A 24120-nucleotide genomic window follows, 5' to 3' on the forward strand; every position below is an offset into this window, starting at 1 on the left:
TGTATGAAACAAATTTATTTTATTATCAATCCAAAGGCTGGAAATGGGCACTGTTTAAACATCTGGAAAAAGGTTGAAACAAAACTAATGAATGATCAGATCCCATACCAGTCTTTCTATTCAGAATACCAGGGACATGCAATCAAACTAGCAGAACAAATTGCTCAGCAGAATGATGAGCAAAAAGTCATTATTGCTGTTGGCGGAGACGGGACAATAAGCGAAGTCATGAATGGATTTGTAAACTATGATAATATCACTCTCGGATTCGTCCCTGGAGGGTCCGGAAATGATTTTTCAAGAGGATTTCAAATTCCTACAAATCCAGATGAATCATTAGAGGTCATTCTTCGCCTCATGAAAAAAGAAACTCCTGTAATTGATATAGGTAAGGTTACCATGAAGGATGACTCAGAGCATTATTTCATTAATAATATGGGTGCTGGGTTTGATGCATTAATCTCCTATGAAGTAAACCATTCAAGTGTAAAAGCTTGGCTCAATAAACTATCATTAGGCCGGCTTGTATATGTATATTTTTTACTAAAAAAACTCTTTTCTTATAAATGCTCAACAATTGATATATCAATTGACGGGAGTAGGCATATACTTGAACAAACATGGTTTGTGACTGTTTCCAATCAACCCTATTACGGCGGAGGCATGAAAATTGCTCCAGAGGCAGTTCCAGATGATGGACTTTTAGATATTACAATCGTTCATAATTTATCAAGGGTGAAGCTATTATTGGTTTTTATTAGTGTATTTTGGGGAAAGCATGTTCATTTTAAAGAAGTTAAAACTTTTAAAGGCAAGTCGGTTTCCATTCAATCCTCATCCTCCTTATATGTCCATGCTGATGGTGAAAATATTGGATTTACTCCTTTAGATATTCATGTAAAAACAAAAACCATGAAGGTGTTAACAAGGTTGTGAAGGTTCGGGAAACTGATTTGAAAGAGAGGGATTCGAATGAACTCCAATGAACGTAATTTCCTAGCCTATATCGATGAGATGGACATCATTACGATTCTTCTGCCGCTTTCGTATCATCATGGGTTGTCATCCACTTTCTCGATTACAGATGAATCAAATAAGGTTAAGTCTATACAAATTATCAAACAACAACAAATAGAGAAGTATAATAAATATATTTGTCGACTTTCAGAGGAAATCTCTTTTGGCCATCCCTACTGGATTTTTGATGAGCATGGTGGAAAAACAGATCTTCAAATAGGAGCAGTCATTCGGACAGAGGTATTTGATGAACGTTTTTTCTATGATGGTAATGACCTAGGAGTGAGTTGTAAGGACAATCAAACACAATTTAAGATCTGGGCACCAACTGCAACGCAAGTAAAAATAAAATTAAGAAATCCCAATAGCTCATTTTCCGAAATAATTAAGATGAAACGCAAGGAAAAAGGTGTTTGGTCATCTGTTGTTAACTCTGACTTAGAACTTTATCAATACACGTTTCTAGTCTTAGTGAATCAAGAATGGCAGGAATCAGTTGATCCTTATGCTGTAGCAGTTACTGCGAATGGAGAGCGCGGAGTAATTGTAAAGTTAGAGAAAACACACAGGGAGAAACCGGTGTTACCACCTTTTGAAAATCCAGTAGACGCCATCATATATGAAACGCATATTAGGGATTTCACCATCCATCCAAATAGCGGTGCGGAACACAAAGGACTCTATCTTGGTGCAGGTGAACTAAACACAACAGGAAAAGACGGTGAACCCACTGGGCTTTCTTATGTAAAGGATCTAGGTATAACGCATATCGAATTTCTACCTTTTAATGATTTTGCAGGAGTCGATGAATTAGACCCTGCTATAGAATACAACTGGGGGTATAACCCACTTCACTTCAATGTACCGGAGGGCTCATATTCCACAAATCCCTCCGATCCCTATGCTAGAATCCTTGAACTCAAGCAATTAATTGATAGTATTCATAGTCAAGGAATAAGAGTGATGATGGATGTTGTTTATAATCATGTATTTGTTCGCGAAACTTCTTCTTTTGAAAAAGTAGTTCCTGGTTATTACTTCCGTCATAATGAGCTTGGTTTTCCATCAAATGGAACAGGAGTCGGCAACGATATTGCCTCCGAGAGAAAAATGGTGAAAAAATTTATCATTGATTCCATTCGTTTTTGGATGGAAGAATATCATATTGATGGTTTTCGTTTTGATTTAATGGGGATTTTAGATGTTGAGACAATGAGGGAAGTTAGAAAAACATGTGACAGTATACAAAAAGGAACCCTGATTATTGGTGAGGGCTGGAATTTAAATACTCCACTTCCCATTGAAAAAAAAGCAATCATTCGCAATCAATCGAAGTTCCTAGATATTTTCCAATTTAATGATAAATTCCGTGATACGATAAAGGGGAATACCTTTAATTTGTATGACAAAGGTTACGTTCTTGGAAATGAGCATTACCACGAAGGAGCAATGGATGTAATTACTGGCAGTATTGGATTAATTAAAAAAGACAGCCGTCTCTTTAATGAGCCTACACAATCGGTGAATTATGTTGAATGTCATGATAATCATACCTTGTGGGATAAACTTGTTTATTGTCTTCCTGATTTAGATCATCTGTACCATATCAAGTATCACCGGCTTGCTACGGGTCTTGTACTATTATCGCAGGGGATTCCATTTCTTCACAGTGGACAGGAATTCTTTCGAACTAAGCGTGGGGATGGGAATAGCTATAAATCACCCAATCATATTAATCAGCTCGATTGGGATCGAAAGGATCTGTATTTAGAGAACGTAAATTATATTAAAGGATTGATTCAAATCCGAAAAGAGTTACCATGTTTTCGATTCAAATCAGCGGAAGAAATAAGGTCGAATACACATATTTTACCGTTGCCAAAGCCGATTATTGGTTTTTCCCTTCAGAACAAAAGTCATGAATTTCATGAGGTTCATTTACTCATTAATCCTTTAAGGAGTAAACAAACCATTCAAATTCCAGAGGGTAACTGGACCTTGATTGCCAATGGTCAAAAAGCGAGAATTTATTCGATACAAAATCTTTCGAACAATGAATTGGTACTGGAACCAGTTTGTCTAACTATTTTAGCAAAAAAATAGTTTGTTCAGATTTACTTGACTACAAAAGCTAATAGGAGATAAAATTTAGTATAATGGCTATTGTGTGTGATGATCCAATAGCTTTTTTACTTTTCTAAAATAAAGTGTACTACTTTAACTACTAAATGGGTGTGTTAGCCCATTAAGAACGGCATACATTGAAGGTGAACAAAATTGGATTATATGTTAGGACAAGAATGGGAGATTGTCCCTGCCGGGGGTAAAACGGGAGAGGCTTTTTTTGCTTGCTATCAAGATCAAAGACTTTTTTTAAAACGCAATTCCTCTCCATTTCTAGCGGTATTATCTGCTGAAGGGATCGTCCCAAAGCTTGTTTGGACAAGACGATTGGAAAACGGAGATGTGATTACAGCACAACAGTGGCTGCCTGGACGTGAATTAAAGCCATCTGACATGGACCATGAAAATGTTGCACGGATGCTGCGAAAGATTCACCGCTCCGAACCAATGGTAGGAATGTTAAGCAGACTTGAAAAGCAGCCTTTACAGCCAGATACGATTTTTCAATCAATTGTAGCGGAATTGGATGAAGAAGTGCTATCATTACCTGCTGTAAAGAACACGTTGAATTTCCTTCTAAATGAGGCTGCAAATGTCACTTGTAAAGAAAAAGTGGTCTGTCATGGTGACGTCAACCATAACAACTGGCTGCTAACAGAAGACAACCAGTTGTATTTAATTGACTGGGATGGTGCAATGATTGCTGACCCTGCCATTGACCTCGGTATGCTCCTCTATTGGTATATTCCGGAAGAAAACTGGAATAGCTGGTTAGCCATGTATGGGAAGCCATTAACAGAAAACTTAAAACTAAGAATGAAATGGTATGTCGCACTTCAAACCCTATCTTCGATACAATGGTACAAAAATAAAGATAGGATTCAGGAAATGAACCAATGGATTACATTTTTAGATGACCTTTTATAATTATGAAAATGAGTCAATATTTGATACCCATTGTGACAAATTTCCCTGATTAGAAAGAATATGTTCATCCAAATCAGCTGTTTGGGCACCATGCTGACTGTAATAATATACCTCCTGCAATATGTTTTTTACATTTTGATCAATTTGTGCGTTAACCATCAGTGATTTCACTAATCGTTCCAATTGTTCACATTCGGAAACAGACCCGCAGCAATCGGTTTGGTGATTATTTAAAATATCTTTTAGTAATGAAACTTGATCCTGATGACTTAATGGCATGTCGATACACCCTTTCAAGTGAAAATAAAAAAGAATTCACAGTTAGGTTGTGAATTCTTTTTTTGTTTATACATTCATGCGACACCCCATTATTACCAATAATAAAAACAATAATTTTTTAGGAGTGGCTTAAATGAGAGTTAGGAATAAACCCTGGGCAAAGGAAATGATAGAGAATCATCCACAATATATTGTCGCTAATCCAGAAACATGTAAAGGAAAGTGGCATGAAGTTTTCGATAATGAGCAGCCCCTTCATATCGAAGTTGGGACGGGAAAAGGCAGCTTTATTACAGAAATGGCAAAGGCACATCCTGGTATTAATTATATAGGTATAGAAATTTACGATTCAGTCATCGTTACTGCTTTAGAACGATTAATTGAAGCGGATTTACCAAACTTAAGATTACTTAATGTAAATGCCAGTGATCTAAATAAATATTTTGATAAAAATGATGTGGACAGGGTCTATTTAAATTTTTCTGACCCATGGCCAAAGACCCGACATGAAAAAAGAAGGTTAACCTATAAGGACTTCTTGAAGCTGTATGAAAACATATTGGTCGATAAAGGAGAAATCCATTTTAAAACGGATAATCAAGGTTTATTTGAATATTCATTAAAGAGTTTTTCTGAATATGGATTACTGTTAACCTTTATAAGTCTTGACCTTCATAAAAGTGATTATGAAGGAAATATCATGACAGAATATGAACAAAAGTTTTCTGAAGCTGGAAATCGCATTTACCGTTGTGAAGTAAAATATCAAAACTAATACGGAAGGCAGTCTTTTTAAAGGACTGTCCTTTTTAGTATATGGTAAAATAAAATAGGAAAAACAGGGCAAAGGGGGAAGCATATGGAAACGTTAAAAATTGGCGGAGTTCAGCTTACTTGGTTATCCGGCGGCGTCACAAACTTAGATGGTGGAGCAATGTTTGGGGTCGTTCCCAAAGCGTTATGGTCAAAAAGGTACCCACCTAATGATAAGAACCTAATTGAACTTCCGACAGATCCGATCCTAATCCAAATGGATGGTAAGAATATTCTAGTAGAAGCAGGACTGGGAAAAGGGAAATTATCGGAAAAACAACTTAGAAACTTTGGAGTAACCGCGGAATCTGACGTAGAAGGTTCCTTGCAAAAATTGGATTTAGTTCCTGAGGATATCGATTATGTTTTGATGACGCATTTGCATAATGATCACGTTGGCGGCCTGACGAAGTTAGAAAACGGTGTTTATAGATCGACCTTCCCTAGAGCGAAAATTATTACTTCAACCATTGAATGGGATGAAATGAGAAATCCGAATATCCGTTCGAAAAGTACATATTGGAAGGAAAATTGGGAAGCAATTGAATCTCAAGTCATTCCTTTTGATGAAAAGTGGAGTTTAGGTCCAATAACGATGTACCATACAGGCGGTCACAGCAATGGCCATTCTATCCTGCTTATTGAAGATGAAGGTGAAATCGCTCTTCATATGGCAGATTTAATGCCGACACATGCTCATAAAAATCCATTATGGGTAATGGCCTATGATGATTATCCAATGGATTCTATCGCCGCAAAAGAAAAATGGGGTGCATATGCACAGGATAAAAACGTTTGGTTCACTTTTTATCATGATGCATTTTATCGAGCAGTCAAATGGGATACAGATGGGCAAATACAAGACAGCATAAAGCGAGTAAAATAAGGAACGATATAAATAGTACAGCCGTACCTACTATGGATACGGCTTTGCGTCTTTTATAGGGCGGGCTCTGTTGTGGCTTTCACGTCTAAAAGCGATCCAGTCTGCGCATCTGCAATAAATTCAAATTGTTCATTAACTCCATTATGATTTTTTGAGATACCGCCTTTATAAACTTGATAGTTAATTTGATGCTTCTCAAAAGGCTCTGTTACCATATGTATCCACGAGCCGTTAATCGGTCCATTTTGGCTAAATTGCTTTTTTACGTTTTCTAATACTTTTTCAGGTGAAACATATGTTTTTTGTGAAATGATTTCCTTCACCGCATAGCCGCTGATCACACCGACAGCTGCTCCAAGGATAAATGATTTCCAGTTCATAGGGCACCTCCAAGATTTCATTTTTTGCTCTTATTTCCAGTATATCTCATTTAGGATAAAGAATATAACAAATCGATGGTAAGCCATTCAAAATTTCAGTAAGATAAATATATACATATTGTTTTGCATACACAGTTGAGGGGGAATTACTTTGAATGAACAGACATTGAACCTTTTTAAAACGTTAACAGAACTCCCAGGAGCACCTGGCAATGAGCACTTGGTTAGAAATTTTATGAAAGAACAGTTATCACAATATGCAGATGAAATCGTTCAAGATAAGTTAGGCAGTATTTTTGGTGTCAAAAAAGGGAACCAAACAGGCCCAACGATTATGGTTGCTGGTCATATGGATGAAGTTGGCTTTATGGTAACCGGGATTACGGATAATGGGATGCTAAGGTTCCAAACGCTTGGTGGCTGGTGGAGTCAGGTACTATTAGCTCAACGCGTACAAGTAATGACTAATAATGGTCCCGTTATCGGTGTTGTCGGTTCGATTCCCCCCCATCTATTAGACGAATCTCAGCGAAATAAACCAATGGATATCAAAAATATGCTCATTGATATTGGTGCTGATGACCGAGCGGATGCAGAAAAAATAGGGATTAGACCAGGTCAAGCCATTCTGCCGATTTGTCCGTTTACTCCAATGGCGAATGAAAAGAAAATTCTCGCAAAAGCTTGGGATAATCGTTATGGCTGTGGTCTTGCCATTGAACTGCTACAAGAGGTAAAAGATGAAACTCTACCGAATATTCTTTATTCTGGGGCAACTGTCCAAGAGGAAGTAGGTCTCCGAGGGGCACAAACGGCTGCCAATATGATTAATCCAGATATCTTTTTTGCATTAGACGCGAGCCCTGCTAATGATATGTCAGGAAATAAAACGGAATTCGGTCAATTAGGTAAGGGAGCGTTACTCCGTATTCTCGATAGATCAATGGTGACACACCGTGGAATGAGAGAGTTTATTCTTGATACGGCTGAAACAAACAAGATTCCGTACCAATACTTTGTTTCACAAGGTGGAACGGATGCAGGACGCGTTCATCAATCCAATGAAGGTATTCCAAGTGGGGTTATCGGCATCTGCTCACGCTATATTCATACACATGCTTCCATCATTCATATCGATGACTACGCTGCTGCTAAGGAATTAATCGTAAAGCTGGTTCGAGCTTGCGACCAAACAACCGTAGATACCATCAAGGCGAACAGTTAATTTTTTAACAAGGAGGCAATTCAATTGCCTTCTTTTTATATGTAAAAAGGAGTGTCAAAAATGAAAATAATTATTGGCTCAACGAATCCAGCAAAAGTTGCTGCGGTTAAAAATACTTTTCATTATCAACAAACGGAGTTTCTTAGTTTAGACATCCCTTCAGGAGTAAGTGATCAGCCTTTTTCGGATGAAGAGACGATTAAGGGCGCAATGAACCGGGCTGTTGGTGCGTTGCAAGTGGGGAATGGTGATATCGGAATCGGACTGGAGGGAGGAGTACATGAATCCGCTCACGGTTTACTATTGTGTAATTGGGGTGCACTTGCTTCAAAAGATAGGGAGCCGATTATTGCCGGGGGAGCCAGATTTCTTCTCCCAGTTGAAATTGCAGACCGATTAAGAGCCGGTGAAGAGCTTGGCCCGGTAATGGATGATTATGCAAAAAAGGAAAATGTTCGCAAACATGAAGGGGCTGTTGGAATTTTCACGAATGGTTTGATTAACCGTTCAGAGATGTTTTCACATCTAATCAATCTTCTAGTAGGTCAATATCACTATCAAAAGGGATCAAAGAAGTAGAATTTCCAGATAATTAAAGAATTTCCTGCTATTTTCGACGGCGAAAATCGACAAAAGGCTTGTTTTTTAAATATTGTGGAAGGTATGATATAGAGATAGGACATTAGTCGTATTTTTAGGAGGCGAAAATAAGCTGAAATTCTTTAATGCCATTTTAATTGTAATCGTATCTATTTTTTTACTCAGTGCCTGTGGAAAATCAAATTTTAAAGCAGAAAGTAAGGAAACGATTGAAGTTGTGAAAGATGCACTTAATGAAAAAGCAAAAAAGCCAAACAAAAAAAGTGCAGATATTAACTTCTATTTGCCCTTTGGTTATGAAGTTGCAGAGGAATCTCCAAATAATATTATTTTAAAAAATGGGTCAAAACAATATATACTTTTTAACAATCCGCAAGAAAACAAACGAAGTGATGTCGTTTATCAATCAACCATTGCACAAAATAAAGATATAGAAGTAAATGAGCAATTTAAGGAAAGCGATCAGTTTGGATTTTTAATTATTAAAAAGCTCGAAGAAGATATGAATGAAATGACGATTGGTATCGGTGGAACAAAAATTACCACTCTGATTAAAACAAGCAGTATGAAAAATGAAGCTGTAGTGATGGCACAAATGATTAAATCAGTAGTAAATGAAAATAGATAAGGAGCCCGTACAATATGAAAAATTTAGCTTCCATGGATCAATTTGAACAACTCCGCGATGGCGGAAAAACGATTTTTATGTTCTCTGCAAACTGGTGCCCTGATTGTCGAGTGATTGAGCCTATTCTTCCAGAGGTAGAGGCAAATTACAGTGAATTCACTTTTATTCATGTTGATCGAGATCAGTTTATTGACTTATGCCAACAGCTAGAGGTTTACGGTATCCCTAGTTTTATCGCATTTGAAAATGGCAAAGAACTCGGTCGTTTTGTAAGTAAAGATCGGAAAACACAAGAGGAAATCGAAGAATTTATTAATGGATTAAAATAATTTACGTTAACTCCTCCATCTTTTTTTGAGATGGAGGTTTTTTCATGTACAATGAAGGAGTGTTAAGGAGGGATAAACATGAAAATGGATAGCATTAAAATGAAAAGAGAATTAGAATCACGCTTAGCTGGAGATGATCGGCTATTCACATATGACCGAAAACTGGATCAACTACGAATCGAACATAAAACCATCGGGAAAGGAATTACCATATCATTAGCAGGTATTGTTGCCAAGTGGCATTCTGAGAATGATAAGGCAATTGATGAAGTGGTTTATTATGTGGAAGAAGGACTAAGGGCCATGACGGACACAGTCCAGTTAACGGACCATGAGAAAAAGATTTTCCCGGTAATCCGATCCACTTCCTTTCCAACAGAAGCGGAAGAGGGTATTGCTTTTTTAACAGAAGAACACACAGCGGAAACAAAAATATATTACGCTTTTGATATGGGGACAACTTACCGTTTAATTGATGCACGAATTATGGAAAAAGAAGGTTGGCAGGCGAGCAGGATTAAAGAAATTGCCTTGTTTAATGTCAGGTCATTGAAGACAACTTTGAAAGAAGACCAAGTTGCTGGTAATACGTTTTATTTTCTAAATTCAAACGATGGCTATGATGCAAGCAGAATATTAAATAAAGGTTTTTTAAATGATATGCAAAAAAGAATTTCCGGAACAATGGTCCTTGCCGTTCCCCATCAGGATGTTTTAATCATTGCCGATATTCAAAACAATACGGGCTATGATGTACTCGCACAAATGGCAATGAGCTTTTTCGCTAATGGCCGTGTACCTATAACAGCCTTATCATTTTTATATGAAGATGGCGAACTAGAACCGATTTTTATTTTAGGAAAAACAGGCAACAAGAATGGAAAAGGATCACAATAAGTGGTCTTTTTTACTTATTCTTAGATTTTTTGTCGAAAAATTTATAATACCTGTTAAAATAGAGTGATAGAAATTGTAGAAAGAGTGATAGTTTTGAGCTGGATCCAAAACTTTTTTAAAAAGTATATAAAGGACAAAGTAGATGAATATGCTGAATATGACATACATAACAAGCAGCAGGATAGGACGATTCCTCATAAAATACATGAGGGTGGTCAACACCTAGATACTAAAATTTCATATCAGTATCCAAAAGGTAAAAAACTCTTTCACGTAAAACCAGAGGTTTCAATTGAAAAAACAGTAAAACCTAATCGACAGAAAAGGGTTGTGCAACATTCTGACCACGAAGGTTCACAAACGAAAACGGTTATTGAAAATAAAATAAGTGCACCACCCATTAAGAAAAAACCATTCCAGCTGACAGAGGTACCTTCACCTATCTTTGGTTTTAGCAGACCCGCTAGAGATCCTGAAAAAGTTGTTGAACATGAGTTAAGTCATTTTATTGATGATGTGTTTGAAAAACAGATGGATTTGAGTCCCGCTGCATTAGAGCCGGAGTCATTCCCTGAGATTTTAATTGCTGATGAAGCTGCTGGTGGGATATCTGAAGAGTTTGAAATAAAAGAAGATGTGGCAGAGATTGAAACAAGAGTTGAAGAAGAGATACAGGATTCTAGAGAGAGAGCTAGGCCGAAACGATCCCACCTTCCTTTCAATGTTATGATGTTAAAACAGGATAAATTAAAATGGGAAGACAGCAAAAGAAAAATAACAATGGCTACGGAAGTATTACCTCCTGAAAAGGTAATAGAGGAACCGATTGAGTCACCAATCGAGGAACCAATTGAGTCACCCATAAAATTAATTGATATCGAACGGATAGAAACGGAAAAACCTATCTTAGGTTCAGACAAATACGAGTTTCCTAAAATGAACTTGTTGAAACCACCGGTAAAAATTGATTCTGACACAGATTGGTTAATCCAACAACAAGAGCTTTTAAATCAAACCCTGCAAAACTTTAATGTGGGAGCAAAAGTTGTTAATGTTACTCAAGGTCCAGCGGTGACACGTTTCGAAGTCCAACCGGAGCCGGGCGTCAAGGTAAACAAAATAACAAACTTAAGCGATGATATCAAATTAAGCCTAGCAGCAAGAGACATACGGATTGAAGCACCGATTCCAGGTAAACATACAATTGGCATTGAGGTCCCTAACCAGAAATCACGGCCAGTTTTAATCAATGAAATTATTCAGAGCGCAGTTTTCCGTGAGTCAGCATCTCCGTTAACAGCTGTCCTAGGTCTAGATATTTCCGGAAAACCGATTGTTACTGATCTAAATAAAATGCCCCATGGATTAATTGCAGGGGCTACAGGTTCCGGAAAAAGTGTATGTATTAACACCATCTTAGTAAGTTTATTGTTTAAAGCAAGTCCGGATGATTTAAAGTTATTATTAATCGACCCTAAAATGGTAGAACTTGCTCCATACAATCGTATCCCGCATCTAGTTAGTCCAGTTATTACAGATGTGAAGGCAGCTACGGCATCCTTGAAATGGGCTGTGGATGAAATGGAGAGGCGCTACGAGTTATTTGCCCATACAGGAGTTCGTGACATCACTAGATTTAATGAACTAGCAATTAAACATAAACAATACGCTGATAAATTACCGTTTATTGTCATCATTATTGATGAATTAGCAGATTTAATGATGATGTCACCCGCCGATGTTGAAGAGGCGATTTGCAGGATTGCTCAAAAAGCAAGAGCATGTGGTATTCATTTAATTGTCGCTACCCAAAGACCATCGGTGGACGTTATTACTGGTCTAATTAAAGCGAACATCCCTACACGGATTGCCTTTTCTGTTTCTTCACAGGTCGATTCCCGGACGATCATTGATATTAGTGGTGCTGAGAAATTACTTGGACGGGGAGATATGCTCTTTTTAGAGAATGGCTCTTCAAAACCAGTTCGTCTCCAAGGAACTTATGTGTCAGACGAGGAAATTGACCTTGTTGTTGGCCACGTCAGAGAGCAGCGAGAGCCTGATTATTTATTTGAACAAGAGGAATTATTGAAAAAGGCACAGATTACAGAGGATGAAGATGAGCTCTTCTATGAAGCCTGTGAATTTATTATTGAGCAGGGACTTGCCTCAACCTCTAGCTTACAGCGTAGATTTAAAATCGGTTATAACCGTGCGGCAAGACTTATGGATATGCTCGAATCGAATGGTTTTATTACAAGTGCAAATGGCAGCAAGCCGCGAGAAGTCTTGATTACAGAATCAGACTTGGAGTCCATGCATGAGTCGGGTACAATGAATTAATTTTTTGTTTAGTTTTGATCAAATGAACAAAAAATAAGGTATCAAATAGTTTTTATTGATAAACCATGTTATAATACTTAAATGTGATTTGCGTATAGAATTTTGTGCGTTAGCAAATTAAAGCACCAATGTGTTTCGTTTTAAATTTTGTCTAGCTGCAGCGCCTAGGGCGCTTCTGCTTTTCGTTATTAGCATTTCAAGATAGATGTCATATACTGTTTTACAGATAGACGTTGGTTGGAGGTTCTTTACATGACTATTTACCATTTTGTAGGTATAAAGGGGTCAGGAATGAGTGCATTAGCACAAGTTCTCCATAATATGAATTTCGATGTACAAGGCTCCGATGTCGAAAAGCACTTTTTTACTCAACTAGCCCTTGAAGAATCAGGAATAAAGATTCTCCCCTTTCAAAAGGAAAACATTAAACCAGGGTTGACGATTATTGCTGGTAATGCTTTTCCTGATACACATGAGGAAATTCAAGAGGCTATGAAGCTCGGATTACCAATTATTCGTTACCATAAATTTTTAGGCGATTTTATGCAAAGTTTTACGAGTGTAGCCGTTACGGGTGCACACGGTAAAACGTCTACAACTGGTCTGCTTGCCCATGTTATTCAAGGTGCAAAGCCAACTTCGTTTTTAATTGGTGACGGGACAGGTAAGGGCGAGGAAGGCTCTAAATATTTTGTTTTCGAAGCATGTGAATATAGAAGACACTTTTTGTCTTATTTTCCAGACTATGCAATTATGACTAACATTGATTTTGATCACCCTGATTATTTTGCCAATATTGATGATGTCTTTTCTGCATTTCAGGAAATGGCCGTTCAAGTTAAGAAGGGGATATTCGCATACGGGGATGATGAACAGCTTCAAAAAATTCAAGCAAAGGTCCCAGTCTTGTTTTATGGTTTTGATGAGGAAAATGACTACCAAGCCAAAAATCTTGTCAAAACTACAAGTGGAACGACCTTTGATGTATTCATTCGTAATACATTCTACGACACATTTACGATTCCTACATTCGGTGAGCACAGTGTGTTAAATGCGCTTGCTGTCATTGGCGTGTGTCACTATGAGGAAATAGATGTTTCGATTGTTAAGGAACAATTGAGCAGTTTCCAAGGAGTGAAACGAAGATTTACAGAGAAAAAAATTGGATCACAAATTTTGATTGATGATTATGCACATCATCCGACAGAAATTAAAGCGACCATTGATGCTGCCAATCAAAAATATCCAGATCGTGAAGTTGTAGCTGTGTTTCAGCCTCATACGTTTTCGCGGACCCAAGCATTTCTTGAGGATTTTGCAAAAAGCTTGCGGTTAGCAGATAAGACCTATTTATGTGAAATTTTTGGTTCTGCTCGGGAAAATCACGGTAAATTGACGATTAATGATTTACAAAATAAAATTGAAGGTGCAGAAATTTTGTCTGAAGAAAATACTTCTATACTTGAGAAACACCGAGATAGTGTGATCATTTTTATGGGTGCGGGAGATATTCAAAAATTCCAGGAATCCTATGAAAACCAACTTACCTTATAACAAAAAAGGATGTCCGTAACCATACGGACATCCTTTTTTGAATTTACTTTAGGTTATTAGGATTTAGTCCTTCAAGTTCAGGGATAACGAAAAGACCGTCTTTACGGATCAACACATCATCGAAATAAATCTCTCCCCCGCCGTATTCCGGACGCTGAATGTTTACCATATCCCAGTGAATATTAGAATGATTACCATTAAAAGCCTCATCATAGCATTGCCCTGGTGTAAAGTGGAAGCTGCCGGCAATTTTTTCGTCGAATAAAATATCCTGCATTGGGTTTAAGATATATGGATTTACACCGATGGCAAACTCCCCAACATATCGTGCCCCTTCATCCGTATCAAATATTTTATTAATACGTTCTGTATCATTGGCAATTGCCTCAGCAATTTTACCGTCCTTAAAGGTTAGTTTTACATTTTCAAACGTAAAGCCTTGGTAAGGGGATGGGGTATTATAGGTAATAACACCGTTTACTGAATTACGTACAGGAGCTGTATAAACCTCGCCATCCGGGATATTCGCTAGACCAGCACACTTAATTGCGGGGATATCCTTAATCGAGAAGCTAAGGTCAGTTCCAGGACCTTTTAGACGTACTTTGTCAGTGCGGTTCATTAATTCAGCAAGGCTGTCCATCGCTTTATCCATTTTTCCATAATCCAAATTACAAACGTCAAAATAGAAGTCCTCAAACGCCTCCGTACTCATTTTCGCTAACTGAGCCATGTTTGCTGTTGGATAGCGAAGGACAACCCATTTTGTTTTCGGTACACGGATGTCACGATGAACCTTTTTACCAATCGTATTCCCATGAATCTTTACCTTATCGTCGGGCACGTCAGCCTGCTCGTTAATGTTATCACCAGAGCGCAGCCCTATGTATGCATCCATTTTTTCCATTACATTTGCTTCAAAATCTGCAATCATATTGTATTGCTCTTCCTGTGCTCCAAGCAATAAAGCACGGTCTACTTGTTGATCTTTTAGTAGGACAAAAGGATATCCACCTGCGAGATATGCTTCCTTAACAAGTGCTGTTACTAGCTCACGCTGCAGGCCAAAGTTTTCGATCAAAACCTTTTCACCCTTTTGCAGTGCCACCGAGTAATTAATTAAATTCTTAGCTAGTTTTTCAATACGAGGATCTTTCATGTCATATCCCTCCAAAAAAAGAAATTTTTAATATACATATTCTATTTTAACCGATTACATCAGGTTGTGATAAATTTTTAATTTAAAAGTAAAACGTATTGTAATCCTTTGCAGGAAAATGAGACAATCATCTTGAAGTAGTATATGATACCTATTACGTTTAATCGAGCAATTGTTAGGTAATACATAAGGTAAATAAGCGGAGGTAATACGAAATGGTAATTATTTTATACTTAAGCATCGCTTTGATTGCGATTGCGTTTTTAGTGCTTGTCATTTATTTAGTAAGAACTCTAAACTCTCTCCAGGAAACCCTGTCAAGTGTTTCAAAAACGCTTATAGGAGTAGAAAAACAGTTGGACGGAGTCACACAAGAAACAACTGCACTTTTACAGAAAACAAACGCACTTGCTGATGATATTCAAGAAAAGTCAAAAAGTTTAACGAGTGTTGTCACTGCGGTAAAGGACGTCGGGTCGACCGTAACTAAATTCAATGGGACGTTAAAAAATCTAACAGATTCATTTGATATACAGGTAGAAGAAAACAAAGAAAAAATATCTCAAATAGTTCAATGGAGTAATGTTTTCCTTGAACTAAAGGATAAATGGAATGCTAAGAAGGAAGCGAAAAAAGAGAGTAATCTCGAAGAAATGAAAAGGGTAAGGTCAAGATAGAAAATTTTTATAATATAAGGGAGGAATCCATAATGAGTAGTAAAGATTACGAAACACGAGAAACAAATCAAAGTAAAAGTGAAGACTCCTCAAGCAGTTTTTTATTAGGAGCACTGATTGGCGGTTTAGTAGGTGCAGCAGCTGCAATCTTCTTAGCCCCCAAAACAGGGAAGGAGCTTCGAAGCACGCTTAACAACCAAGCGGGGACACTAAAAGAAAAAACGGTCCAATTAATGAATAAAACAAAGACGCCAGTTGAAGTAGAAGAGGATTACTATATTCCAATCGGTGAAGTGCCAAAAACAAATCGAGAAGGTTCTGTAGATGAACTAGCCATAAGAAAAAAATTAGAAGAAGCTAAAAAAGCGTTTGAAGAGGAAGAATATAAAGTAACCCATTAAAAAATCTTAATATTTGTAACAGAAATGGTGAAGTGATAAAATGACTTCACCATTTACTTTTTTTGGAGGTAAGAATATGTTAAAAAAAATAGATACACTAGAACAATTTGAGGACGTCCTGAACCAAGAAGATCAATTTTTTCTGTTAAAACATAGTTTAACATGCCCAATTAGTGACGCGGCCTATAAGGAGTATCAAAAATACGCAGGAGAAGATGAAAGTGTCCCAACGTATTATTTAGCCGTTCAAGATGCACGTCCACTTTCTAATGAGATTGCCGAGAAATTTGAAATTAAACATGAATCACCACAAGTCCTTCTATTTAATAAAGGCGAGGCAATTTGGAATGCATCACACTGGAAAATTACCAATCGGTCCTTGAAAAATGCAAAAGGTGAAAATTTATAGGCAACATTGTAAAAATTCCACATAGAATGACTTAGTATACCACACTTTACTTTAGTGCTTAAAAGCGTTTAATCATTAAAGAAAAAAGTCGTGACAATAAAGTTCTTTTTAGATATAATAATCCTAATTATAAAATTGTTGGCTTTGTTAAAGAATAATGTTGATTTTTGCCACTTGTTGATTGTAGTGGAAGGCACGAAGACTCCTGCGGGAGAAGCGAAACAGGCGAGACCCCGCAGACACGCAGTGTCGAGGAGGCTCGGCGGTCGCCCGCGGAAAGCGAAGTGCCTGGAACGGAAATCAACAACTAAGTTTAAAAGAGCCAAATTGTTAAAAATTTGGGAGCAGGCTGGCAGTATTCGATAATCTGTCAAGCTATTGAAAGGACGGGGACAAAAAAGTGGGCAATAGTAATTTGGAACAATTAAGGACTCGTGTCGATAATCTTAACTTAGAACTGTTAAAGCTGATTAATGAAAGAGCTCAACTCGTCCAAGAGATTGGGAAAGCAAAAGAAACACAAGGTGTTTATAAATACGACCCAGTTCGTGAAAGAAAAATGCTGGATGTGATTAAAGAGAACAACGATGGACCATTCGATAATGCAACCATTGACCATTTGTTCAAGGAAATTTTTAAGGCTGGACTAGATTTGCAAAAAGATGATCATCAAAAAGCACTTCTTGTCTCTAGAAAAAAGAAACCTGAAAATACCATTGTTAATTTAAAAGGTGAAACAATCGGTGACGGAAAACAGCATTTTGTTTTTGGTCCATGTGCAGTCGAATCTTATGAGCAGGTCGCAACTGTTGCTAAAGCAATGAAAGAAAAAGGTTTAAAGCTGCTTCGCGGCGGTGCCTATAAACCTAGAACTTCTCCATATGATTTTCAAGGCTTGGGTGTTGAAGGCTTAAAAATCTTAAAAAGAGTAGCAGTTGAATATGATATGGCCGTTATTAGTGAGATTGTAAATCCAGCAGATATTGAAATGGCGATTGATTATATTGATGTTATCCAAATTGGTGCCCGTAACATGCAAAACTTTGAATTGTTAAAAGCTGCAGGTGCAGTAAATAAGCCTGTTCTTTTAAAGCGTGGGATTGCAGCTACGATTGAAGAATTTATTAATGCTGCGGAATATATTATGGCACAAGGAAATGGGCAAATTATTCTTTGTGAACGTGGAATTCGAACATATGAACGGGCAACCAGAAATACGCTTGATATTTCTGCAGTCCCTATTCTTAAGCAAGAAACACACTTACCAGTAATGGTCGACGTTACGCACTCAACAGGTAGGAGAGACTTACTCCTTCCATGTGCAAAAGCTGCACTTGCGATTGGTGCCGATGGCGTTATGGCAGAAGTTCATCCAGATCCAGCGGTAGCACTATCAGATTCTCAGCAACAAATGAACCTTGATCAGTTTAATACTTTTTATAGTGAACTACTCGCTTCCAACCTCGTTAGAATTTAGAGGATAGAAAGGACCTTCTGTATTTGTTTGCAGAAGGCCTTTTTTATTGAAATTGCTGAAAACGAGAACAAATTTGATTGCGACTTGACCGTTCTTATCGTATGATTAAATACATAATTAAAGATTGTATACTTTATCACAAATAGAAAAGTGAAGCGACCTCAGGGGACAAGGCGCTGAAGCTAGATAAAAAAGTGACTAGATTATCGAAAATTGCTGTAAAATAAAGAAAATACGTATAGTGTCTAAGGAGAGTGTTAAACGTGAATATTACAATTTATGATGTTGCTCGTGAAGCAAATGTTTCAATGGCAACCGTTTCACGTGTAGTCAATGGAAATCCAAATGTAAAGCCAGTTACTCGAAAGAAAGTATTAGAGGTCATTGAAAGACTCGGCTATCGTCCAAATGCGGTTGCAAGAGGATTGGCCAGCAAAAAGACAACAACGGTTGGGGTAGTGATTCCTGACATTTCGAATATCTTTTTTGCAGAACTAGCACGCGGTATTGAAGATATCGCAACCATGTATAAGTACAATATTATTTTAAGCAATTCTGACCAGAATATAGAAAAAGAATTCCACTTATTAAATACCATGTTAGGAAAACAGGTTGATGGTATTGTATTTATGAGCGGAAACATTACAGGCGAACATGTAGTAGAATTCGAAAAGTCACCTGTACCAATTGTATTAGCGGGATCAATTGAGGAATCAGGTAAGATTCCTTCTGTTAATATAAATTATGAGCAAGCCGTATATGAATCAGTGAAGGAATTTATTGACAAAGGTCATAAAAATATTGCATTTGTCATTGGACCTTTACAAGAGCCAAAAAATATCCACAAAAAACTTAAGGGTTATCAACGTGCTATTGTTGAAGCTGGATTAGCTTTTAATGAAGAACTTATTGTAGAAGGTGATTACACCTATGATTCTGGATTAGAGGCATTTGAAAAATTATTAGAAGCAACTAACAGACCAACTGCGATACTAGTTGGATCAGATGAAATGGCACTTGGTGTCGTTCATGGTGCGGAGGATAAAGGCTATAAAATCCCTGAGGACTTTGAGGTAATTACGTCAGATAATACTAGGCTTTCACTAATGGTACGCCCTCAATTGACCACAGTGGTTCAGCCATTATACGATATTGGTGCTGTCGCCATGCGTTTGCTAACTAAACTTATGAACAAAGAAGAGGTAGAAGAGCAAACTGTCATATTGCCACATCGTATTGAACACCGTAATTCAACTAAATAAAAGATAAAAAAGGAAGCGCCTAATGGACGCTTCCTTTCGTTATTTAATCCTCCATTGTTGAAAGGTCACCTGTTGGTAAGTTGAGCTCCCATGCCTTTAGGACACGTCTCATAATTTTACCACTTCTTGTTTTTGGCAATTTATCACGGAAGTCAATTTCTCTTGGAGCTGCATGAGCTGCTAGTCCTTTTTTGACAAACAGTCTGATTTCTTCCTTAAGTTCATCAGATGCGACATAGCCCTCTCTTAGGGCAATAAATGCTTTAATAATTTCCCCGCGAACTGGGTCGGGCTTACCGATAACACCAGCCTCTGCAATAGCCGGATGCTCAATTAGCTTACTTTCTACTTCAAATGGTCCAACGCGTTCACCAGCGGTCATAATAACATCATCGACACGACCTTGGAACCAGAAGTATCCATCTTCATCCATGTATGCTGAATCGCCAGAGAAATACCAGCCGCTTGGCATAAAATAAGAATCATACTTTGCAGGGTTGTTCCAAATCGAATACATCATCGATGGCCACCCCTTTTTAATCGCAAGATTTCCCATACGATATGGTGGAAGTTCATTCCCTTGGTCATCGACGATTGCAGCTACGACACCAGGAATCGGTTTACCCATTGAACCAGGTTTAATTTCCATACATGCATAGTTACTTATAAGCTGTGCTCCAGTCTCAGTCATCCACCAATTATCGTGAATTCTTTTGTTAAAAACTTTTACACCCCATTTTACTACCTCAGGATTTAAAGGCTCACCAACACTTAAAACATGGCGAAGGCTGCTTAGATTGTATTTCTTTACAATTTCATCTCCTGCACCCATTAACATTCGGAAAGCAGTTGGGGCACTGTACCAAACAGTTACTCCGAAGTCTTCAATCATTTTGTACCAAGTATCAGGGCTAAAGCGACCACCGACAATGACATTTGATGTTCCAGTTAACCATGGTCCAAAAATACCGTAAGACGTCCCTGTAACCCAGCCTGGGTCAGCCGTACACCAATAAACATCTTCTTCTTTTAAATCCAATACCCATTTAGCTGTTTGATATTGTTGAATCATTGCATTATGTACATGCAGTACCCCTTTAGGTTTACCAGTTGAACCAGAAGTATAATGAAGAATGAGACCATCTGTGCGATCAACCCATTCAATTCTTAATTGGTTGCTTGCTCCTTCAAACCTTTTCAAAAAGTCAACATAAAGTCCTTTTTCTTCGACATTTTGGCCGATAAGGAAAATATGTTTTAATGACGGCAGCTCATCAACAGGTACACGTTCTAACAGTTCAGGAGTGGTCACTAGAACTTTTGCTTCACTATCCTGTAAACGATCTCTTACTGCCCCTTCCATGAAGGCCTCGAATAATGGACCGACAATCGCTCCAAGCTTAATAGCTCCCAAAACAGTAAAATATAACTCAGGGGATCGTGGCATAAAAATAAAAACGCGGTCTCCCTTTTCTACATCTCCATATGTTTTTAGGACATTTCCAGCTTTATTTGAAAGCTCTTTCATTTCTTTGTAGGTGTACTTTTCATTTCTGGTATTATCACGATAATAAAGGGCTATTTTATTCTTTCGAAAAGTTTCTGTGTGGCGGTCGATTGCCTCATATGCCATATTCACAAGACCTGTTTCATACCAAGAGAATTCCTTCTCCGTTTCCTCCCAATTGAAGGTCTTATACTTTTCTTCATAATTAGCTAAATTATGCTCCCCTTGCATAACTGGCAGTTTCTCCACTTTCATTCCATTTCCCCCTTGTGCTAGTATGAGATAATTATAGTACAAATATATACTATTCTCAATTTTAAAAATCTTTTTAATAAATTTGTTTCTGACACATAAAAAATGACAAAAATTCTGTATAATGGAATTGGTATGCGAAGATTTTTCAGGCGGTGAAGTAATGGAACATAAAAAAACGTATAATGCTAAAGAATTGAAAACGCCCCATGGAAATTTAATTATTGAAGGTCCGATTTCTTCGGATAAACTTGCTGGTTATGAATTTCATGAACATCTTACCGCTTTTCGTCCCCCAGAACAGCAGCATCAAGCTTTGGTTGGGATCGCACAACTCGAAGAAGGGCGGATTATTATCGCAAGACATCACCATACCATCGTTGGTTATGTGACCTACCTATTTCCGGACCCGCTTGAAAGATGGTCGGAAGACAAAATGGATAATTTAATTGAATTAGGTGCCATTGAAGTGATTCCTCAATTTAGAGGCTGTGCGGTGGGGAAAAATTTGCTTACAGTATCGATGATGGATGATGCTATGGAGGATTATTTAATTATAACAACAGAATATTATTGGCATTGGGATTTAAAGGGAACAGGTTTAAATGTTTGGGAGTATCGAAAAATCATGGAAAAAATGATGAATGCTGGCGGTCTGGAGTGGTATGCAACGGATGACCCAGAGATTTGTTCACATCCAGCTAACTGTTTGATGGCGAAAATCGGAAAAAGGGTAGATGTAGAAACCATTCAAAGATTCGATCGTCTTCGTTTTATGAACCGTTTTATGTATTAATAAGGCTCTTTTCTTAAGCTTTGTTGCTTTTTATAATGAAATAATGATTTTTCTGTGTTTTCACCGAAAACAGAAAAAATCTAATAAGAAAAGAGCTAGCAAACTAATTTCAATGGTGCAAAATAACTATTTCCACGTTAAAATCGGCTTTAGGATTTTAACAACAATCGTTACAAAAGCAGCAATTAATACAAAACTCACCTGAGATGTAACGATTAAATTTGAGGGGGCATTTTGGATGATAGTGGAAGAGATAATGAAAACCGAGATTATTACGGTTACTCCTAACGTTTCAATTGCTGATACAATGAGATTAATGGAAATAAAAAGAATTCGTCATATACCTGTTATTAATGCAGATCAACAGCTTGTTGGTATTGTAACGTTATCGGATATTCGTGATGCTGCACCTTCTATATTTCGAGCTGACGAACATTTGGATGATTTACAAAAACCTGTTGAAACCATAATGAAAAAGGACGTAATCACAGGTCATCCACTTGATTTTGTTGAAGAAATTGCAGCTGTTTTTTATGAGCATAAAATCAGCTGCTTACCTATTACAAACAATCAGAAACTTGTTGGAATTGTTACAGAAACAGATTTATTAAGAACACTTGTCGAGTTGACTGGTGCCCACCAGCCTGGGTCCCAAATTGAAATCAGGGTGCCTAATCTTGCTGGAAAGCTAAGTGAGATTACTAGCATCATCAAAGGTCGGAAAGCGAATATTCTGAGTGTTCTTGTATACCCGGACAAAAAAGATGATCAATTTAAAATACTTGTTATAAGGCTGCAAACGATGAATCCAATTGCTCTTATTCAGGATTTAAAACAATCTGGTCATGATGTTTTATGGCCCAATCTGCCAGGTGTTCCCCAATGATTAACCAATGTTCATTTATCTTTTCAGAAGAGCTATTAAAATATAAATTCAACAGTGATCATCCATTTAATCAGTTTCGACTTAAGCTAACTGTAGATTTGTTACATAGATTAAATGCTCTTGACCAAAGGCATGTGGTTCCTCCGAGAATGGCAACAGAGGAAGAACTTAGCCTTATTCATGACCCTAGCTATATTGAAGCTGTAAAAATGGCAGGGCATGGACAGCTTTCACAAACAGTGGCCGAAAACTATGGATTAGGAACGGAAGATACACCTATTTTCCCTAATATGCATGAAGCAAGCGCTCTTTTGGTGGGAGGGACATTAACGGCTGTCGATCAAGTAATGACTGGCCAGTCTCTTCACTCCCTTCATCTTGGAGGTGGATTGCACCATGGTTTTCGGGGAAAAGCTTCTGGATTTTGCATTTACAATGATAGTTCAGTAGCTATTAAATATTTGCAGAATAAATATCATGCAAGGGTTCTTTATGTAGATACAGATGCCCATCACGGAGATGGTGTCCAATGGTCCTTTTACGATGATCCCAATGTCTGTACCTTATCCATTCATGAAACAGGGAGATACTTGTTTCCTGGAACAGGTAATGTTAACGAAAGAGGGCAGGGAGAGGGTTATGGTTATTCCTTTAATATTCCAGTGGATGCATTTACTGAGGATGACTCATGGCTGCATGCTTATACTCAATCACTAAGGGAAGTAGCTGAATTTTTTAAACCTGATATTATTCTGACTCAAAATGGAGCAGACTCCCATTATTATGATCCCCTTACACATTTATCAGCCACCATGAAGATCTATCGTGAAATTCCAAAACTCGCACATGAAATTGCCCATCAATATTGTGGAGGTAAATGGATTGCCGTTGGCGGCGGTGGCTATGATATTTGGCGGGTTGTTCCAAGGGCTTGGGCACTTATCTGGATGGAAATGACTGAAAACTCAAACTGTTGTGGAAGTTTACCGCAGGATTGGCTTAACCACTGGCAGGATAAGGCACCTTTTACTCTTCCTATGAATTGGGATGACCCAAATGATATGTACAAGCCGATCCCTAGGAAGGCTGAAATAACCGAAAAGAATTTACTTACTCTTGAAAAAGCACTCTATCCAATCAGAAATCATCAAAAAAGTGAATCGTCATAAAGTTGCAAATACTGGCGTATAGGCGGAAATACTGGCGTATGGGCAGAAATACTGGCGTATGGGCAGAAATACTGGCGTATAGGCAGAAATACTGGCGTATGGGCAGAAATACTGGCGGATAGC

At 37.7% G+C, this 24120-nt stretch carries 24 protein-coding genes; 20 read left to right on the forward strand and 4 right to left on the reverse strand.

Annotated elements, in window-relative coordinates; all coding sequences use genetic code 11:
* Nucleotides 1-3: 3 nt before the first annotated feature.
* From V7124_RS23615 to V7124_RS23625, 3 genes are all read left to right on the forward strand, one after another.
* Nucleotides 4-936 carry a diacylglycerol/lipid kinase family protein gene (locus tag V7124_RS23615; RefSeq protein WP_335494004.1) on the forward strand — a complete coding sequence of 311 codons (933 nt, stop codon included), beginning with the start codon at nucleotides 4-6 and terminating at the stop codon, nucleotides 934-936.
* A 36-nt stretch (nucleotides 937-972) separates the two neighbouring features.
* Nucleotides 973-3120, forward strand: coding sequence for a type I pullulanase (gene pulA, locus V7124_RS23620; RefSeq protein WP_335494006.1), 2148 nt, complete (start codon nucleotides 973-975; stop codon nucleotides 3118-3120).
* Nucleotides 3121-3294: 174 nt separating this feature from the next.
* Nucleotides 3295-4068: a phosphotransferase family protein gene (locus tag V7124_RS23625; RefSeq protein WP_335419316.1), complete on the forward strand. Its 774-nt coding sequence runs from the start codon at nucleotides 3295-3297 to the stop codon at nucleotides 4066-4068.
* Here V7124_RS23625 and V7124_RS23630 read toward each other — a convergent pair whose 3' ends face one another.
* Nucleotides 4069-4347, reverse strand: a complete 279-nt coding sequence (locus V7124_RS23630) for a YtzH-like family protein (protein WP_335419313.1) — start codon at nucleotides 4345-4347, stop codon at nucleotides 4069-4071.
* Nucleotides 4348-4480: 133 nt separating this feature from the next.
* Between V7124_RS23630 and trmB the strand changes: the two genes are divergently transcribed.
* Together trmB and V7124_RS23640 are read left to right on the forward strand one after the other, a co-directional pair.
* Nucleotides 4481-5122: a tRNA (guanosine(46)-N7)-methyltransferase TrmB gene (gene trmB, locus V7124_RS23635; RefSeq protein ID WP_335419311.1), complete on the forward strand. Its 642-nt coding sequence runs from the start codon at nucleotides 4481-4483 to the stop codon at nucleotides 5120-5122.
* An 84-nt stretch (nucleotides 5123-5206) separates the two neighbouring features.
* Nucleotides 5207-6046 carry a YtnP family quorum-quenching lactonase gene (locus V7124_RS23640; protein WP_335494008.1) on the forward strand — a complete coding sequence of 280 codons (840 nt, stop codon included), beginning with the start codon at nucleotides 5207-5209 and terminating at the stop codon, nucleotides 6044-6046.
* A 53-nt stretch (nucleotides 6047-6099) separates the two neighbouring features.
* Here V7124_RS23640 and V7124_RS23645 read toward each other — a convergent pair whose 3' ends face one another.
* A complete protein-coding gene (locus tag V7124_RS23645; protein ID WP_335419306.1) occupies nucleotides 6100-6426 on the reverse strand; it encodes a PepSY domain-containing protein in 327 nt (108 codons plus the stop codon).
* A 151-nt stretch (nucleotides 6427-6577) separates the two neighbouring features.
* Between V7124_RS23645 and V7124_RS23650 the strand changes: the two genes are divergently transcribed.
* From V7124_RS23650 to murC, 7 genes are all read left to right on the forward strand, one after another.
* Nucleotides 6578-7651 carry a M42 family metallopeptidase gene (locus tag V7124_RS23650; protein ID WP_335494010.1) on the forward strand — a complete coding sequence of 358 codons (1074 nt, stop codon included), beginning with the start codon at nucleotides 6578-6580 and terminating at the stop codon, nucleotides 7649-7651.
* Nucleotides 7652-7711: 60 nt separating this feature from the next.
* Nucleotides 7712-8230, forward strand: a complete 519-nt coding sequence (locus V7124_RS23655) for a DUF84 family protein (RefSeq protein ID WP_335494012.1) — start codon at nucleotides 7712-7714, stop codon at nucleotides 8228-8230.
* Between the two features lie 238 nt (nucleotides 8231-8468).
* On the forward strand, nucleotides 8469-8879 hold the full coding sequence (locus V7124_RS23660; RefSeq protein ID WP_335494014.1) for a hypothetical protein: 411 nt from the start codon (nucleotides 8469-8471) through the stop codon (nucleotides 8877-8879).
* 14 nt (nucleotides 8880-8893) lie between these two features.
* Nucleotides 8894-9208 (forward strand): thioredoxin family protein, encoded by a 315-nt coding sequence (locus V7124_RS23665; protein WP_335419294.1) that lies wholly within the window; start codon nucleotides 8894-8896, stop codon nucleotides 9206-9208.
* Between the two features lie 84 nt (nucleotides 9209-9292).
* Complete coding sequence (locus V7124_RS23670; RefSeq protein WP_335419411.1) at nucleotides 9293-10105, forward strand: DUF1444 domain-containing protein; 813 nt, start codon at nucleotides 9293-9295, stop codon at nucleotides 10103-10105.
* Nucleotides 10106-10198: 93 nt separating this feature from the next.
* Nucleotides 10199-12448 carry a DNA translocase FtsK gene (locus V7124_RS23675; RefSeq protein ID WP_335494017.1) on the forward strand — a complete coding sequence of 750 codons (2250 nt, stop codon included), beginning with the start codon at nucleotides 10199-10201 and terminating at the stop codon, nucleotides 12446-12448.
* Nucleotides 12449-12700: 252 nt separating this feature from the next.
* Nucleotides 12701-14002, forward strand: a complete 1302-nt coding sequence (gene murC / locus V7124_RS23680) for a UDP-N-acetylmuramate--L-alanine ligase (RefSeq protein ID WP_335494019.1) — start codon at nucleotides 12701-12703, stop codon at nucleotides 14000-14002.
* A gap of 43 nt (nucleotides 14003-14045) precedes the next feature.
* Here murC and V7124_RS23685 read toward each other — a convergent pair whose 3' ends face one another.
* Nucleotides 14046-15161: an aminopeptidase gene (locus V7124_RS23685; RefSeq protein ID WP_335494021.1), complete on the reverse strand. Its 1116-nt coding sequence runs from the start codon at nucleotides 15159-15161 to the stop codon at nucleotides 14046-14048.
* 215 nt (nucleotides 15162-15376) lie between these two features.
* Here V7124_RS23685 and V7124_RS23690 point away from each other — a divergent pair, with 215 nt between their 5' ends.
* From V7124_RS23690 to ccpA, 5 genes are all read left to right on the forward strand, one after another.
* Nucleotides 15377-15838 carry a DUF948 domain-containing protein gene (locus tag V7124_RS23690; protein WP_335494024.1) on the forward strand — a complete coding sequence of 154 codons (462 nt, stop codon included), beginning with the start codon at nucleotides 15377-15379 and terminating at the stop codon, nucleotides 15836-15838.
* Between the two features lie 32 nt (nucleotides 15839-15870).
* Nucleotides 15871-16239, forward strand: coding sequence for a YtxH domain-containing protein (locus V7124_RS23695; RefSeq protein ID WP_335419280.1), 369 nt, complete (start codon nucleotides 15871-15873; stop codon nucleotides 16237-16239).
* 76 nt (nucleotides 16240-16315) lie between these two features.
* On the forward strand, nucleotides 16316-16648 hold the full coding sequence (gene ytxJ / locus V7124_RS23700; RefSeq protein WP_335494027.1) for a bacillithiol system redox-active protein YtxJ: 333 nt from the start codon (nucleotides 16316-16318) through the stop codon (nucleotides 16646-16648).
* Between the two features lie 400 nt (nucleotides 16649-17048).
* The gene (locus tag V7124_RS23705) at nucleotides 17049-18125 is read left to right on the forward strand and encodes a bifunctional 3-deoxy-7-phosphoheptulonate synthase/chorismate mutase (protein WP_335410922.1); all 1077 of its coding nucleotides are present in this window, start codon (nucleotides 17049-17051) and stop codon (nucleotides 18123-18125) included.
* A 263-nt stretch (nucleotides 18126-18388) separates the two neighbouring features.
* Nucleotides 18389-19387: a catabolite control protein A gene (gene ccpA / locus V7124_RS23710; RefSeq protein ID WP_335410920.1), complete on the forward strand. Its 999-nt coding sequence runs from the start codon at nucleotides 18389-18391 to the stop codon at nucleotides 19385-19387.
* Nucleotides 19388-19430: 43 nt separating this feature from the next.
* On the opposite strand, the gene acsA is transcribed toward ccpA, so the two are convergent.
* A complete protein-coding gene (gene acsA, locus V7124_RS23715) occupies nucleotides 19431-21149 on the reverse strand; it encodes an acetate--CoA ligase (protein WP_335494029.1) in 1719 nt (572 codons plus the stop codon).
* A gap of 160 nt (nucleotides 21150-21309) precedes the next feature.
* Between acsA and V7124_RS23720 the strand changes: the two genes are divergently transcribed.
* The 3 genes from V7124_RS23720 to V7124_RS23730 all read left to right on the forward strand — a co-directional run bounded on the left by V7124_RS23720 (nucleotide 21310) and on the right by V7124_RS23730 (nucleotide 23997).
* Nucleotides 21310-21942: a GNAT family N-acetyltransferase gene (locus V7124_RS23720; protein ID WP_335410916.1), complete on the forward strand. Its 633-nt coding sequence runs from the start codon at nucleotides 21310-21312 to the stop codon at nucleotides 21940-21942.
* 238 nt (nucleotides 21943-22180) lie between these two features.
* The gene (locus tag V7124_RS23725; protein WP_335494031.1) at nucleotides 22181-22828 is read left to right on the forward strand and encodes an acetoin utilization AcuB family protein; all 648 of its coding nucleotides are present in this window, start codon (nucleotides 22181-22183) and stop codon (nucleotides 22826-22828) included.
* On the forward strand, nucleotides 22825-23997 hold the full coding sequence (locus V7124_RS23730; protein ID WP_335494033.1) for an acetoin utilization protein AcuC: 1173 nt from the start codon (nucleotides 22825-22827) through the stop codon (nucleotides 23995-23997). The genes V7124_RS23725 and V7124_RS23730 overlap by 4 nt, the downstream gene beginning before the upstream one ends.
* Nucleotides 23998-24120: the final 123 nt, after the last annotated feature.

Origin of the sequence: Neobacillus niacini (assembly GCF_036961885.1) — a bacterium.
GTDB classification, from domain to species: domain Bacteria; phylum Bacillota; class Bacilli; order Bacillales; family Cytobacillaceae; genus Neobacillus; species Neobacillus niacini_H.

Excerpts from the sequence above, each read along its gene's own strand:
- ytxJ (WP_335494027.1), top strand. The coding sequence starts at position 16,316 with ATGTTAAAAAAAATAGATACACTAGAACAATTTGAGGACGTCCTGAAC.
- V7124_RS23645 (WP_335419306.1), bottom strand. The coding sequence starts at position 6,426 with ATGAACTGGAAATCATTTATCCTTGGAGCAGCTGTCGGTGTGATCAGC.
- V7124_RS23725 (WP_335494031.1), top strand. The coding sequence starts at position 22,181 with ATGATAGTGGAAGAGATAATGAAAACCGAGATTATTACGGTTACTCCT.
- acsA (WP_335494029.1), bottom strand. The coding sequence starts at position 21,149 with ATGAAAGTGGAGAAACTGCCAGTTATGCAAGGGGAGCATAATTTAGCT.
- V7124_RS23615 (WP_335494004.1), top strand. The coding sequence starts at position 4 with ATGAAACAAATTTATTTTATTATCAATCCAAAGGCTGGAAATGGGCAC.
- V7124_RS23640 (WP_335494008.1), top strand. The coding sequence starts at position 5,207 with ATGGAAACGTTAAAAATTGGCGGAGTTCAGCTTACTTGGTTATCCGGC.
- V7124_RS23730 (WP_335494033.1), top strand. The coding sequence starts at position 22,825 with ATGATTAACCAATGTTCATTTATCTTTTCAGAAGAGCTATTAAAATAT.
- V7124_RS23695 (WP_335419280.1), top strand. The coding sequence starts at position 15,871 with ATGAGTAGTAAAGATTACGAAACACGAGAAACAAATCAAAGTAAAAGT.
- V7124_RS23685 (WP_335494021.1), bottom strand. The coding sequence starts at position 15,161 with ATGAAAGATCCTCGTATTGAAAAACTAGCTAAGAATTTAATTAATTAC.
- murC (WP_335494019.1), top strand. The coding sequence starts at position 12,701 with ATGACTATTTACCATTTTGTAGGTATAAAGGGGTCAGGAATGAGTGCA.
- V7124_RS23720 (WP_335410916.1), top strand. The coding sequence starts at position 21,310 with ATGGAACATAAAAAAACGTATAATGCTAAAGAATTGAAAACGCCCCAT.
- pulA (WP_335494006.1), top strand. The coding sequence starts at position 973 with ATGAACTCCAATGAACGTAATTTCCTAGCCTATATCGATGAGATGGAC.
- V7124_RS23690 (WP_335494024.1), top strand. The coding sequence starts at position 15,377 with ATGGTAATTATTTTATACTTAAGCATCGCTTTGATTGCGATTGCGTTT.
- V7124_RS23670 (WP_335419411.1), top strand. The coding sequence starts at position 9,293 with ATGGATAGCATTAAAATGAAAAGAGAATTAGAATCACGCTTAGCTGGA.
- V7124_RS23655 (WP_335494012.1), top strand. The coding sequence starts at position 7,712 with ATGAAAATAATTATTGGCTCAACGAATCCAGCAAAAGTTGCTGCGGTT.
- V7124_RS23665 (WP_335419294.1), top strand. The coding sequence starts at position 8,894 with ATGAAAAATTTAGCTTCCATGGATCAATTTGAACAACTCCGCGATGGC.
- V7124_RS23630 (WP_335419313.1), bottom strand. The coding sequence starts at position 4,347 with ATGCCATTAAGTCATCAGGATCAAGTTTCATTACTAAAAGATATTTTA.
- trmB (WP_335419311.1), top strand. The coding sequence starts at position 4,481 with ATGAGAGTTAGGAATAAACCCTGGGCAAAGGAAATGATAGAGAATCAT.